A 12852-nucleotide genomic window follows, 5' to 3' on the forward strand; every position below is an offset into this window, starting at 1 on the left:
AATAATTAACACAATGATTGAATTCGCAGACCTTGCACTTCAGAACGGCGGAACAGTCGAAGCAGCGCCCACACTCAACGACGCAGGTGCCGCGGCAATCGCCGTCGGTCTCGCTGCACTCGCAGCGGGATACGCCGAGCGCGGTATCGGCGCGGCAGCCGTCGGTGCGATCGCCGAGGACGACGACATGTTCGTCCCGGGCCTGATCATGACCGTCCTCCCGGAGACGCTCGTGATCCTCGCCCTGGTCGTCGTCTTCATCGTCGGATAACCACACCCCCCTTCTCTCACCAATGAGTTTGGACACAGTCGTCAAAGACATTCGAGAAGAGGCCAACGCGCGTGCGGAGGACATCCGCGCGGAGGGCGAAACGCGCGCCGAGGAGATCGAATCGGCGGCCGAATCCGACGCCGAGGAGATCCTCGCCGACGCGGAACAGGAGGTCGAACGCGAAATCGACCAACTCCGCGAACAGCGCCTCTCCAGCGCGAAGCTGGAGGCGAAACAGAAGCGCCTGGAGGCCCGTCGCGACGTGCTCGGCGAAGTCCGCGAGGCGGTCGAGGACGAACTCGCATCTCTCGAGGGCGACACCCGCGAGGAGCTCACACGAGATCTGCTCGAGGCAGCGAGCGTCGAGTTCGACGAGGGCGACGACGTCAACGTCTCCGGTCGCAGCGACGATCAGGAGCTGCTCGAGTCGATCCTCACGGACTACGACGGCTACGAGTACGCCGGCGAGGTCGACTGCCTCGGCGGCGTCGTCGTCGAGAGCGACCAGTCCCGCGTCCGAGTCAACAACACGTTCGACTCGGTCCTCGAGGACGTCTGGGAAGACAACCTTCAGGCGATCAGCAACCGACTCTTCGAGCAATGAGCACGGGTGCCTCGAATCCGGAATACGTGAACGCTCGCGTGCGGTCGCGCCGAGCCTCGCTGTTCTCGGACGAAGACTACCGCAAGCTGATCCGGATGGGGCCGAGCGAGATCGCGCGGTTCATGGAGGAAACGGAGTACGAACGCGAGATCAACGAGCTCGGCACGCGGTTTTCGGGCGTCGACCTGATCGAATACGCGCTGAACCGCAACCTCGCGAAGCACTTCGACGACCTGTTGGACTGGTCGAACGGGCGACTCTACGATCTGATCGCCCGCTACCTGCGGAAGTTCGACGTCTGGAACCTGAAAACGATCGTCCGCGGAATCTACACCGACACCGATCCCGAGGACATCCAGACGGACCTCATCCGCGCCGGCGAACTCGACGACCGGACGATCGACCGGCTACTCGAGGCCGACGAGATCGAGGACGCGATCGAAGTGCTGTACGGAACGAACTACTACGAGCCGCTGACGGTCGCCTACGAGGAGTTCGAGGAAACCGGCGCGCTCGTTCCCCTCGAGAACGCGCTCGACCGGGAGTTCTACGAGAATCTGCTCGCGGACCTCGGCCGACCCCAGGAGGGACCGGAAGCGAAGTACGTCGAGTTCCTCGAGGCCGAGATCGACTTCCGGAACGCCCGGAACGCCCTGCGACTCGCTCGCAGCGGTGCCGATCTCGATCCCGCGACCTACTACATCGACGGCGGCGTCCTCTTCGACGCGTCGGATCTCAACCGACTCGTCGGCGACTACGACGCGCTCGTCGACCACATCGCCGATAGCAGGCGGTACGGCGACCGACTCTCGAGCGCGCTGGGTCGGCTGCGCGATGCTGACAGCCTTATCCAGTTCGAGCACGCACTAGACGCCGCGTTGCTCGAGTACGCCGACACGCTCTCGAGCATCTACCCGGCCTCGGTCTCGGCCGTGTTGTCGTACATCCTCGCGAAGGAACGCGAGGTCGAGAACATCCGCGCTATCGCGCGCGGTCGCGAGGTCGGGCTCGCAGAGAACGAGATCGAAGAGGAGCTGGTGATCCTATGAGCCAGGAAATCGCAGTCGTCGGCAGTCCGGAGTTCACGACCGGCTTTCGCCTCGCGGGCGTCCGCCGATTCGAGAACGTCCCGGACGACGAGAAAGACGAACGGTTAGACGACGCGGCGACGACGGCCCTCGAGGACGAGGGCGTCGGGATCGTCGTCATGCACGACGAGGATCTCGATCACCTGTCGCGAAACGTTCGCCAGGAGGTCGAAACGAGCGTCGAGCCGGTCGTCGTCACCATCGGCAGCGGCACGGGTGGCGGCGGACTGCGCGACCAGATCAAACGCGCGATCGGGATCGACCTGATGGACGAGGACGAAGACAGCTAAACTATGAGCCAGGCAGAAGATATCGAATCCGTCGACGAAGACGGTGTAATCGAAAGCGTGAGCGGTCCCGTCGTGACCGCCACGGACCTCGACGCCCGGATGAACGACGTCGTCTACGTCGGCGACGAAGGACTGATGGGCGAGGTCATCGAGATCGAAGGGAACCTGACCACCATTCAGGTGTACGAGGAAACCTCCGGCGTCGGCCCGGGCGAACCCGTCCAGAACACGGGCGAACCCCTGAGCGTCGACCTCGGACCCGGCATGCTGGACTCCATCTACGACGGCGTCCAGCGGCCGCTCGACGTCCTCGAGGAGAAGATGGGGACGGCCTTTTTGGACCGCGGGGTCGACGCCCCGGGGATCGACCTCGAGAAGCAGTGGGAGTTCACCCCCGAGGTCGAAACGGGCGATACCGTCGAACCCGGCGATGTCGTCGGAGTCGTCGAAGAGACCGTCACGATCGACCACAAGGTCATGGTGCCCCCGGACTACGAGGGCGGCGAAGTGACCACCGTCGGTGACGGCGAATTCAACGTCGAGGAGACCGTCGTCGAACTCGACAACGGCGAGGAGATCCAGATGCACCAGGAGTGGCCGGTCCGCGAGGCCCGGCCCGCTGGTGACAAGGAGACGCCGACCGAACCGCTGGTGACTGGCCAGCGCGTTCAGGACGGCCTCTTCCCGCTCGCGAAGGGCGGAACGGCCGCCATTCCGGGGCCCTTTGGCTCCGGGAAGACCGTCACCCAGCAGCAACTCGCCAAGTGGTCCGACGCGGACATCGTCGTCTACATCGGCTGTGGCGAGCGCGGCAACGAGATGACCGAGGTCATCGAGGACTTCCCGGAACTGCCGGACCCCCAGACCGGGAACCCGCTGATGGCCCGGACCTGCCTCATCGCAAACACGTCGAACATGCCCGTCGCGGCCCGCGAGTCCTGTATCTACACGGGAATCACGATCGCGGAGTACTACCGCGACATGGGCTACGACGTCGCGCTGATGGCCGACTCCACCTCGCGGTGGGCCGAGGCCATGCGGGAGATCTCGAGCCGGCTCGAGGAGATGCCCGGCGAAGAGGGGTATCCCGCCTATCTGGCCGCTGCGCTCTCGGAGTTCTACGAGCGCGCCGGCAAGTTCCAGCTGATGAACGGCGGCGAAGGGTCGATTTCGGTCGTCGGCGCAGTCTCGCCGCCGGGCGGTGACTTCTCCGAGCCGGTCACCCAGAACACGCTGCGTATCGTCAAGACGTTCTGGGCGCTGGACGCCGACCTCGCGGAGCGTCGGCACTTCCCCTCGATCAACTGGAACGAGTCCTACTCGCTGTACAAGGACCAGCTCGACCCGTGGTGGGAGAGCAACGTCGCCGGCGACTGGTCGGACACCCGCCAGTGGGCGGTCGACGTGTTAGACGAGGAGGACGAACTGCAGGAGATCGTCCAGCTCGTCGGCAAGGACGCGCTGCCGGAGGACCAGCAGCTCACGATGGAGGTCGCACGCTACATCCGTGAGGCCTGGCTCCAGCAGAACGCGCTCCACGACGTCGACACCTACTGCGAACCCGAGAAGACCTACCGGATGCTCGAGGCGATCAAGACGTTCAACGACGAGGCCTTCGACGCGCTCGAAGCGGGCGTCCCGGTCGAAGAGATTCAAGACGTCGACGCCGCGCCGCAGCTCAACCGGATGGGCACGGCCGAGGAGTGGAACGAGTTCATCGACGACATCGAGAGCGACCTCGCAGACCAACTGCGCGCACTGTATTAAACAATGAAAGAGTACCAGACTATCACGGAAATCAGCGGTCCGCTGGTGTTCGCCGAGGTCGACGAACCGGTCGGCTACGACGAAATCGTCGAGATCGAGACCGAGGACGGGCGAACGCTGCGCGGCCAGGTGCTGGAATCGAGCGAAGGGATCGTTTCGATTCAGGTGTTCGAAGGGACGGGCGGGATCGACCGCAACGCCTCCGTTCGCTTCCTGGGTGAGACGATGAAGATGCCCGTCACCGAGGATCTGCTCGGGCGGGTGCTCGACGGCTCCGGCAACCCGATCGACGGCGGCCCGGAGATCGTCCCCGACGAACGACAGGATATCGTTGGCAAAGCGATCAACCCCTACTCGCGGGAGTATCCCGAGGAGTTCATCCAGACCGGCGTCTCCGCCATCGACGGCATGAACACGCTGGTTCGGGGCCAGAAGCTCCCGATCTTCTCCGGTTCGGGGCTCCCCCATAACGACCTCGCACTCCAGATCGCCCGTCAGGCGACGGTGCCAGAGGAAGACGAATCGGGCGAGGGCTCGGAGTTCGCAGTCATCTTCGGCGCGATGGGAATCACGGCCGAAGAGGCAAACGAGTTCATGGACGACTTCGAACGCACGGGCGCGCTCGAGCGCTCGGTCGTCTTCATGAACCTCGCGGACGACCCCGCAGTCGAGCGGCAGGTCACCCCGCGACTCGCGCTCACCACGGCCGAGTACCTGGCCTTCGAGAAGGACTACCACGTGCTCGTCATCCTGACGGACATGACCAACTACTGTGAGGCGCTGCGCGAAATCGGTGCCGCACGCGAGGAGGTCCCGGGCCGACGTGGCTACCCCGGATACATGTACACCGACCTGGCGCAGCTCTACGAGCGCGCGGGTCGAATCGAGGGCAAGGAGGGGTCGGTCACGCAGATTCCGATCCTGACGATGCCCGGGGACGACGACACACACCCGATTCCGGACCTGACCGGGTACATCACCGAGGGCCAGATCATGATGGATCGGGACCTCAACAGTCAGGGGATCGAGCCGCCGGTCAACGTCCTGCCCAGCCTCTCGCGGCTGATGGACGACGGGATCGGCGAGGGTCTGACCCGCGAAGACCACGGCGACGTCTCCGACCAGATGTACGCCGCCTACGCGGAGGGTGAGGACCTGCGCGACCTCGTGAACATCGTCGGTCGCGAAGCCCTCTCCGAGCGGGACAACAAGTTCCTCGACTTCGCCGACCGCTTCGAGACGGAGTTCGTCCAGCAGGGGTACGACACCAACCGCTCGATCGACGAAACGCTCGATATCGGCTGGGATCTGCTGTCGACCCTGCCGAAAGAGGCGCTCAACCGGATCGACGAGGAGCTCATCGCGGAGCACTACCGCGAAGACGAGACGGCCGAAGCCGTGCAGGCCGACTGATCGTCGCGGATCGCCCGTATCCAGTTTTTGCTGTTTCGATCGGCCGTTTTTGATTCATCGTTTAGCGACACCTCGAGCGCCAGCCGACGCGGAACAGTAAACAGAGAAATGAATTAGAAAAAGGGGAGATACTGAGACGATCCGATTCCTGTTGAAATAGAAAAATAAATGCAGTATAAATGTATTATATATTATCGATGTCTGATTCAGTAGTCGCTATTTGTATCGGTGTCATAGCTGGATTTGTGTTCCTCATCTATGAGTTTATTTTGACATCGTATATTGAAGATCGCATCGATGAACGTGGTATAACCGTTCTACAGATATTGGGTGGAGGTGGTGGATCAGGATTGCTGATCTGGCTCACGGATACCTATCTCTCATCGTTCGTGTACGGGCTCGCCGGACTCGTACTCGTGGTTGTTGCGGTTGCTATCGGTAGCCGATGGGGAACAGTTTGGCTGGCTTCGGAGTGACGGCGTTCGACTCGAGTTTTCGCCTTGTCCAGTGTTTGATAGAACTAGGACCGGTCAGCGTTCGCTGTCAGTATCAGCCGATGCCGTCTCGGTCCAGGCTGCTCGCATGACGATTTGAACACCGAGGACGGCGCCGATAATCAAAAAGAAAACGAGAGCATCGCTTTCGATGCCAACGAACTGTACGGTAGCGATGTGAATCGAGATCGTCACTAGAACTGCCATGACGACCTCGATCAGCCAGTCGGGGACGTAACCCGCGTGGCGATTCTGTACCATCAGTGCCGTATTAAATAGTACTCTGACACTATAGGCCAAATAATTTCCGGAGACTATTAGAAGAGATAGTCGGACTGCGATCACGGCCACAGTACCGAATCAATAATTCGGTGTCGAACTGTCACTGTGTGCGATAGATCGAAACAACCGTATGCTCCGCCAGTGAATCGTGGTATGTATGCACAAACCATTGCTCGCCCCGGAGTTCCTCGACCGGGCGCGGACGCACTACGGCGACGACGAGGCGGTCGTCGCCACCACGGGCGAACGGTTCACGTACGACGAACTCGGCGAACGCGCCGATCGGTTTTCAGCGGCGCTCCAGGAGCGCGGGATCGAAAAAGGCGACCGCGTCGCCGTACTGGATCCGAACACGCACTACCACCTCGAGGCGGCCTACGGAATCATGCAAACGGGGGCGGTCCACACCCCGCTGAACTATCGGCTGACGCCCGACGATTTCGAGTACATCCTGTCCGACGCAGGGGTCGACGCGATCTACGCGGATTACGACTTCGCCGAGCGCATCGAAGCGGTTCGCGACGAGGTGCCGACGGAGACGTTCATCACGAACGACGCGGCTGCCGTCGACGGTGACTGGGAAAGCTTCGACGCGGTGCTCGAGAAGGCTGGTACCGAGTACAATCGCCCCGAGATGGCCGAGGACGAGATCATCACGATCAACTACACCTCGGGGACGACGGGCGATCCGAAGGGGGTCTGTCGCACGCACCGCTGCGAGACCATCCACGCCTATCTGACGGTGGCTCACCAGGACCTCACCGACGATGACACCTACCTGTGGACGCTGCCGATGTTCCACGCGAACGGCTGGGGCCACATCTTCGCGGTGACGGGAATCGGCGCGACCCACGTCTGCACGCGCGGAATCGACGCCGGAGAGATCTTCGAGACCGTCCGATCGGAGGATGTCTCCTACATGTGCGGCGCGCCGACGGTGCTGAACATGCTGGTCGATTATTACGAGGAGAACGGCCCCGAGACGGTCGGCGACGAGGACGTTCGCCTCGCCACTGCCGGCAGCGCGCCGCCGGAGGCGACCATCCGAACCGTCGAGGACGAGTTCGGCTGGTACCTGAAGCACGTCTACGGCGCGACCGAGACCGGGCCGCTGATCACCACCTCCGACGCGCGCCGGCGCTTCGACGACGACAGCGACGATCGGTTCCGAATCAAGAAGCGCCAGGGACTGGCCTATCTGGGCACCGAAATTCGGGTGGTCGACGAGGAGGGGGACGACATCCCGCGCGATGACGAGACGCTGGGCGAGGTCGTCGTCCGCGGCAACCAGATCATGGAGAAGTACTGGGAGAAGCCCGAAGCGACCGAGGAGGCCTTTACCGACCGCGTCGAGGGCTACTACCACACCGGCGACCTCGCGACGATCGACGAGAACGGCCTGATCGCGATTCAGGATCGCAAGAAGGACATTATCATCTCGGGCGGGGAGAACATCTCGAGCATCGAACTCGAGGACGCGCTGTTCGACCACCCCGAGGTATCGGACGTGGCCGTGATTCCGGCACCGAGCGACGAGTGGGGCGAGACGCCGAAGGCGTTCGTCGTCCCCTCGAGCGGCGACCCGGACGATCCGGGCGTGACGGAGGGCGACCTCGAGGCCTTTACTCGCGAGCACCTCGCGGGCTACAAAGTGGTCCACAGGGTCGAGTTCGTCGCGGAGCTGCCGACGACCGCGACGGGCAAGGTCCAGAAGTACGAACTTCGACAGGAAGAGTGGGAGGACGAAGAGCGGATGGTCGGACAGGGGTGACGCTCGAGACCGGCGACCAGATAGGGATCGGACCCGATCGGTCCGTGCCGCTACGGCGTCCTATATAGGTCAGTAACCCGAACATAGCAACGGATTAGTAGGTTTTGGCGGATTCTCGAGTATGTCCGACCCGACAGGGACGACGCGACGCACAGTGCTTTCGAGTGGGGTTGCCGCCGGGACCGCCGCGATGGCGGGCTGTCTAAGCGATCTCACTGGAGGGGGCAGTGGGCAGACGTTCACCGTCGGTCACGGCGACTACGAGACCGAGATCGACTCGTCGTCGTTCCCCGACGAACTACAGATCTACTGCGTCCAGACCGGCTGGTCGAACTGGGGGGCCGTCATGGAGGCCTTCGAAGAGGAGTACGATCTCCCGCTGTACGACGCGCAGGGTTCCTCCGGCGAGGCGCTCGAGGACATGCGAGCCAACGCCCGGAACCCGACCCACTCGGCGTACAACGGCGGCTACTCGTTCGGCCTCGAGGCGATGAACGACGACCTGACGACCGACTACAAGCCGGCCAACTGGGACGTCATCCCCGGCGATCTGAAGACTGACAACGGTCACGTGACCGCGACCCGCCAGATGACGACCGCGGTGACCTACCGGGCCGACGTCTACGAGGAGCGGGGACTGGACGCCCCCGAAACGTGGGAGGACCTGAAACATCCCGACATCGCACAGGATCTGGCCTTCACGCCGCCTCACACCGCCAACGGGCAGGCCTCCGCGCTGTCGGTCAACCGGGCCTACGGCGGCGATCTGGATAACCTCGACCCGGTTATCGAGTACCACGAGGCGATCGCCGACCACGGCGCGGACTTCCGGCGCAACGTCGAGGGGCCGATGACCGCCGGCGAGATCTCGACCGTCGTCGAGTACGACTACACCGGGCTGAACCTCAAGTACAACAACGACGAGTTCGACGAGGACCAGATCGAGGTCGCGATCCTCGAAGGACCCGAGGGCGAGCCGGGTGCGATGAACGTCCCCTACGGCTACGCGCTCCTGCGGAACGCGCCCAACCCCGAGGCGGCGAAGCTGTTCATGGACTACGTGTTGACCGAGGACTGTCAGAAGCTGTTCTTCGACGCCTACGTCCGCCCGATCCGAGCGAACGACCTCGACCAGCCCGACGAGTTCCCCGACCAGTCGTCCTACGAGGCGGCCGGATTCACCGTCGATCAGGAGACCCTCGTCGAGAACCAGACCGACATCCAGGAGGAACTCGTCGATCGAACCCCACTGCAGGGAGCCCAGTGATCGCGGATGTCAGTCCGGAAATCGACGACGGCGTCGGTCCGTCGAGTCGCGACGCTCGCGTCGACGACCGCCCGTCCGACGACCGAACGCGAGCGCGAACGCCGGCGGATCGCGGTCCTCTGCCTCCCGTTTTTCGCGCTCGCGGTCGTGGCAGGCTTCGTCCCGCTGGCGATGCTCGTCCGGATCAGCCTCGCGGAGGACACGATCTGGATGGAGGGCTGGTCGTTCGAGGCCTGGGAGACGCTCGCGACGACCGCGGAGTACCGGCGTGTCGCCTGGAACACGCTGTGGTTCGTCGGGCTCGCGACGGCCGTCAGCGTCGCGCTCGGCGTCGCGGTCGCACACGTCCTCGAGAAGTACGATCTGCCCGCCAAGCGACTCGTCGTCGCGGCGGTGTCGTTCCCCATCGCGCTGCCGGGGATCATCGTCGCGTACCTGGTCATCGTCCTGCTGGGCCGACAGGGGCTGGTAACGAACGCGGTCGCCGTCGCGACGGGCGGGGCACCGCTCGAACTCGCGAGCGCGACCGCGATCACCGGCCTCTTTCTCGGGTTCGTCTACTCGTTGCTCCCGCGGGCGACCATGGTGTTGCGCGGGACCTACGCGGAGATCAACACGCAGGCCGAAGAGGCGGCACGCGCGCTCGGCGCGAGCCGGTGGCAGACGTTCTATCACGTCACGTTCCCCGAGATCCGCCCGGGGATCGTCGCGGCCGTAATTCTCACGTTCCGCTCCGGACTCGCGATCTTCGGGACCGTGTTGATCCTGCAGAGCCACCGGGTGATCACCCTCCAGATACACAACGAGATGAGCGTCGGCTCGTACAACCCGGACGTTGCGGCCGCGATCGGGCTCGTCTACGTGGTCTTTATCGTCGCGTTCACGTTCGTCGGACTGCAGTTCGTCGAAAACGATGCGGTGGAGATCTGAGATGACCGGGCTCACGGAATCGGACGAGAACGGCGATCACCCGGCGGCGACATCCGGGGCGGCACGCGCCGATCCGCGTCCGGACGGAGGCACAACCGGGACGGCCGCCAACGAAGAGTGGTCGCGATCGAGAACGGCGCTGTCGACGGCAGTTGGCCGTCCAGTTCTGGTCGGCGTCGTCACGATCGTCGTCGCGTTCCTGACCGTCCCGGTCCTCGTCACGTTCGGTTCGTCGTTCGCACAGTCGGCGGCCGGCGTCATCCCACGGGGGTTCGTGACGCTCGAGCACTGGCGACAGGTACTCGGCTTCGGCGAGCACGGCGTGCGAGCGAACGCGATCCCCGGGCTCGCCTTCAGCCTCGCAGTCGCGACCGGCGGCATGGTCCTGAACGTGATCATCGGCGTCCCGGTCGCGTACGCGCTCGCGCGGTACGACTTCTTCGCGCGGAACTGGGTCAACACGTTCGCGATCCTGCCGCTCGTGCCGGGGCTGATCCTCGGAATCGCGTTCGTGCAGACCTACCCGGAACACGGCCGCTCGGCGCTGGGGCTGATCGTCGGCTACTGTCTCCTCAAGTCGCCGTACATGGTCCTGACGGTCCAGAGCTCGTTCCAGTCGATGGATCTGATCCGCCTCGAGGAGAGCGCCCGATCGCTGGGAGCCTCGTGGCCGCGGGCGTTTCTGACGATCATCGTCCCCCACGCCAAACGAGGGATCGTCGCCGGCTGTATTATCACCTGGACGCTCGCGGCCGCGGAGTTTAACTTCACGTACATGGTCGCGAGCGGAAGCCCGGATCCGTTCGCGATCTTTCTCTACCGGAACATCTCGAACGCGACGCACCTCCAGTCTGCGGCGGCCGTCTCGGTCTACTTCGTGATCGTCGTCGCCGCGATACTCGTCCTCCAACTGCTCGGTAACAGGGGGTTTTCGACCGCACAACGATGACACCGAAATACACCGTCGATCGGAAACCGAATCGAATCGCTCACCGACCTCGGCTCGCGGCGACAGCCGGAGGTGGCCGGCCGTGAGCGACGTCACCCTCGAGTCGCTCACGAAGGCCTACGGCGACGAAGTGGCCGTCGACGGGATCGATCTGACGATCCGGGACGGCGAGATCCTCGGGATCGTCGGCCCCTCCGGCTGCGGGAAGACGACCACGTTGCGGACCATCGCCGGCTTCGAGACGCCGACTCACGGCCGGGTGCTGTTCGACGGGGGCGACGTCACCCACGTCCCGCCCGAGGAGCGAACCGTCGGGCTGGTTTTCCAGTCCTACGCCCTGTTCGACACTATGACCGTCCGGGAGAACGTCGCGTTCGGGCCGAAGATGCAGGGCGTCCCGAAAGCCGAGCGCCGCGAGCGGGCCGACGAACTGCTCTCCATGCTCGACATCGCCGAGTTGGCCGACCGACGGCCGACGACGCTGTCGGGCGGCCAGGAACAGCGGGTCGGCCTCGCGCGGGCGCTCGCGATCGAACCACACGTCCTCCTGCTCGACGAGCCGATGACGGGGCTGGACGCCGAACTCAAGACCCGGCTGCGCGACGAGATCGGCGAGTTGCTGGCCGACCTCGAGGTGACCGCGCTCTACGTCACCCACGATCAGGAGGAGGCGATGGCGATGTGCGATCGGATCGCGGTCCTCGCGGACGGCACGCTCGAGCAGGTGGGACCGCCCGCGGAGATCTATCGCCGGCCCGCCAACCCCTTCGTCGCGAACTTCGTCGGGAGTTCGACCCTCCTCGAGGGTGTCGCCGAGAACGGCCACGTCGATCTGGGCTTTGCCGAACTGCCCGTGTCGGCTGAGACGGACGGCTCGGTGCAGGTCGCGGCTCGGCCCGCCGCCTTCGATCTGGGCGAGGGACCGATCGAGGCCGACGTGACCGACGTGACGTATCTCGGGGACCGAACCCGGCTCGCGGCGACGCTGCCCGACGACACGCCCGTGACGCTGCACGCCGACGGTATCGACGGCTATCGGGTCGGCGAATCGATCCCGCTCTCGATCGACGAGCAGCGGGTCCACGTCCTCGAGTAGGCGGTGTCGCGAGACCCCATCGAAAAGTAACAACGGTCACCCGTCGCGCTCGCTCCGATCGAATCCAGCGGATCGATCGGATCGGTCCTGCTCGTCGTCGCGAACACGGCCGTCGCACGGCTGCCGACGGCCGTCGACCGAGTGACTCCGGTCGCGGGCCGAACGCGACGGCTCTCGACCGCCGCGTTCTTTCGCGATCCGTTCCGCTTCCCGCCGGTCCATGACGGTCGGATCCGACGTTTCTCGACTGATCGCCAGCCACAGGACGAGCGGGATTACGAGGGAGACGAGGAGCAGGATCACGACGACGACGGCGGCCATGGCTCGGTCGATACTCGTGGGTCCGAGCACAAAAGATTTGTGAGATGATACGAATAGAGCACGTATGCGAGACGACGATCGCGGCTGTCCGAAGTGTGGCCACACGGAGACGGAGATCGACAAAATTTCGACGACCGGGAGCGGCCTCTCGAAGCTCCTCGACGTCCAGAACCGTCGATTTCACGTCGTGAGCTGTACGAGTTGCGGCTATTCGGAACTCTACAAGGGCCAGTCGTCGGGCGACATGGTCGATCTGTTTCTCGGGTAGCCCGACCCTCGAGGTCGAGTTCCCCGCCGTTCGGCGGCGAA

15 protein-coding genes are annotated in these 12852 nt (G+C 64.0%); 13 read left to right on the forward strand and 2 right to left on the reverse strand.

The annotated features are described in order from the left end of the window. Window positions 1-13: 13 nt before the first annotated feature. The 7 genes from LDH74_RS15075 (at window position 14) to LDH74_RS15105 (ending at window position 5909) form a co-directional block, all read left to right on the forward strand. A complete protein-coding gene (locus tag LDH74_RS15075; RefSeq protein WP_226039531.1) occupies window positions 14-271 on the forward strand; it encodes a hypothetical protein in 258 nt (85 codons plus the stop codon). Window positions 272-293: 22 nt separating this feature from the next. Continuing rightward, the gene (locus LDH74_RS15080; RefSeq protein ID WP_226039532.1) at window positions 294-875 is read left to right on the forward strand and encodes a V-type ATP synthase subunit E; all 582 of its coding nucleotides are present in this window, start codon (window positions 294-296) and stop codon (window positions 873-875) included. Continuing rightward, entirely contained in the window at window positions 872-1924 is a 1053-nt protein-coding gene (locus LDH74_RS15085) for a V-type ATP synthase subunit C (RefSeq protein ID WP_226039533.1), read from the forward strand. The genes LDH74_RS15080 and LDH74_RS15085 overlap by 4 nt, the downstream gene beginning before the upstream one ends. Then, complete coding sequence (locus tag LDH74_RS15090; RefSeq protein ID WP_226039534.1) at window positions 1921-2253, forward strand: V-type ATP synthase subunit F; 333 nt, start codon at window positions 1921-1923, stop codon at window positions 2251-2253. The genes LDH74_RS15085 and LDH74_RS15090 overlap by 4 nt, the downstream gene beginning before the upstream one ends. Before the next feature lie 3 nt (window positions 2254-2256). Next, window positions 2257-4020 carry an ATP synthase subunit A gene (locus LDH74_RS15095; RefSeq protein WP_226039535.1) on the forward strand — a complete coding sequence of 588 codons (1764 nt, stop codon included), beginning with the start codon at window positions 2257-2259 and terminating at the stop codon, window positions 4018-4020. A gap of 3 nt (window positions 4021-4023) precedes the next feature. Continuing rightward, window positions 4024-5433: an ATP synthase subunit B gene (locus LDH74_RS15100; RefSeq protein WP_226039536.1), complete on the forward strand. Its 1410-nt coding sequence runs from the start codon at window positions 4024-4026 to the stop codon at window positions 5431-5433. A 197-nt stretch (window positions 5434-5630) separates the two neighbouring features. Next, complete coding sequence (locus tag LDH74_RS15105) at window positions 5631-5909, forward strand: hypothetical protein (protein ID WP_226039537.1); 279 nt, start codon at window positions 5631-5633, stop codon at window positions 5907-5909. A gap of 54 nt (window positions 5910-5963) precedes the next feature. Here the strand turns inward: LDH74_RS15105 and LDH74_RS15110 are convergent, their stop codons facing one another. Continuing rightward, entirely contained in the window at window positions 5964-6188 is a 225-nt protein-coding gene (locus LDH74_RS15110) for a hypothetical protein (protein ID WP_226039538.1), read from the reverse strand. Between the two features lie 178 nt (window positions 6189-6366). Here LDH74_RS15110 and LDH74_RS15115 point away from each other — a divergent pair, with 178 nt between their 5' ends. The 5 genes from LDH74_RS15115 to LDH74_RS15135 all read left to right on the forward strand — a co-directional run bounded on the left by LDH74_RS15115 (window position 6367) and on the right by LDH74_RS15135 (window position 12222). Next, complete coding sequence (locus LDH74_RS15115; RefSeq protein ID WP_226039539.1) at window positions 6367-7980, forward strand: long-chain-fatty-acid--CoA ligase; 1614 nt, start codon at window positions 6367-6369, stop codon at window positions 7978-7980. A 121-nt stretch (window positions 7981-8101) separates the two neighbouring features. Continuing rightward, on the forward strand, window positions 8102-9247 hold the full coding sequence (locus tag LDH74_RS15120) for an extracellular solute-binding protein (protein ID WP_226039540.1): 1146 nt from the start codon (window positions 8102-8104) through the stop codon (window positions 9245-9247). Window positions 9248-9253: 6 nt separating this feature from the next. Next, window positions 9254-10177 carry an ABC transporter permease subunit gene (locus tag LDH74_RS15125; protein ID WP_226039541.1) on the forward strand — a complete coding sequence of 308 codons (924 nt, stop codon included), beginning with the start codon at window positions 9254-9256 and terminating at the stop codon, window positions 10175-10177. 1 nt (window position 10178) lies between these two features. Further along, window positions 10179-11126 carry an ABC transporter permease subunit gene (locus LDH74_RS15130; protein ID WP_226039542.1) on the forward strand — a complete coding sequence of 316 codons (948 nt, stop codon included), beginning with the start codon at window positions 10179-10181 and terminating at the stop codon, window positions 11124-11126. Window positions 11127-11208: 82 nt separating this feature from the next. After that, a complete protein-coding gene (locus LDH74_RS15135; protein ID WP_226039543.1) occupies window positions 11209-12222 on the forward strand; it encodes an ABC transporter ATP-binding protein in 1014 nt (337 codons plus the stop codon). A gap of 36 nt (window positions 12223-12258) precedes the next feature. Here LDH74_RS15135 and LDH74_RS15140 read toward each other — a convergent pair whose 3' ends face one another. After that, complete coding sequence (locus tag LDH74_RS15140) at window positions 12259-12543, reverse strand: hypothetical protein (protein ID WP_226039544.1); 285 nt, start codon at window positions 12541-12543, stop codon at window positions 12259-12261. 64 nt (window positions 12544-12607) lie between these two features. On the opposite strand from LDH74_RS15140, the gene LDH74_RS15145 reads away from it, so the two are divergent. Next, window positions 12608-12811, forward strand: a complete 204-nt coding sequence (locus tag LDH74_RS15145) for a zinc ribbon domain-containing protein (RefSeq protein ID WP_226039545.1) — start codon at window positions 12608-12610, stop codon at window positions 12809-12811. Window positions 12812-12852: the final 41 nt, after the last annotated feature.

It is taken from the genome of Natrinema sp. DC36 (assembly GCF_020405225.1).
Lineage (GTDB): Archaea > Halobacteriota > Halobacteria > Halobacteriales > Natrialbaceae > Natrinema.

Coding starts and splice junctions, on each gene's coding strand:
- LDH74_RS15095 (WP_226039535.1), top strand. CDS start 2,257: ATGAGCCAGGCAGAAGATATCGAATCCGTCGACGAAGACGGTGTAATC.
- LDH74_RS15080 (WP_226039532.1), top strand. CDS start 294: ATGAGTTTGGACACAGTCGTCAAAGACATTCGAGAAGAGGCCAACGCG.
- LDH74_RS15085 (WP_226039533.1), top strand. CDS start 872: ATGAGCACGGGTGCCTCGAATCCGGAATACGTGAACGCTCGCGTGCGG.
- LDH74_RS15115 (WP_226039539.1), top strand. CDS start 6,367: ATGCACAAACCATTGCTCGCCCCGGAGTTCCTCGACCGGGCGCGGACG.
- LDH74_RS15130 (WP_226039542.1), top strand. CDS start 10,179: ATGACCGGGCTCACGGAATCGGACGAGAACGGCGATCACCCGGCGGCG.
- LDH74_RS15125 (WP_226039541.1), top strand. CDS start 9,254: ATGTCAGTCCGGAAATCGACGACGGCGTCGGTCCGTCGAGTCGCGACG.
- LDH74_RS15110 (WP_226039538.1), bottom strand. CDS start 6,188: ATGGTACAGAATCGCCACGCGGGTTACGTCCCCGACTGGCTGATCGAG.
- LDH74_RS15090 (WP_226039534.1), top strand. CDS start 1,921: ATGAGCCAGGAAATCGCAGTCGTCGGCAGTCCGGAGTTCACGACCGGC.
- LDH74_RS15140 (WP_226039544.1), bottom strand. CDS start 12,543: ATGGCCGCCGTCGTCGTCGTGATCCTGCTCCTCGTCTCCCTCGTAATC.
- LDH74_RS15075 (WP_226039531.1), top strand. CDS start 14: ATGATTGAATTCGCAGACCTTGCACTTCAGAACGGCGGAACAGTCGAA.
- LDH74_RS15120 (WP_226039540.1), top strand. CDS start 8,102: ATGTCCGACCCGACAGGGACGACGCGACGCACAGTGCTTTCGAGTGGG.
- LDH74_RS15105 (WP_226039537.1), top strand. CDS start 5,631: ATGTCTGATTCAGTAGTCGCTATTTGTATCGGTGTCATAGCTGGATTT.
- LDH74_RS15145 (WP_226039545.1), top strand. CDS start 12,608: ATGCGAGACGACGATCGCGGCTGTCCGAAGTGTGGCCACACGGAGACG.
- LDH74_RS15100 (WP_226039536.1), top strand. CDS start 4,024: ATGAAAGAGTACCAGACTATCACGGAAATCAGCGGTCCGCTGGTGTTC.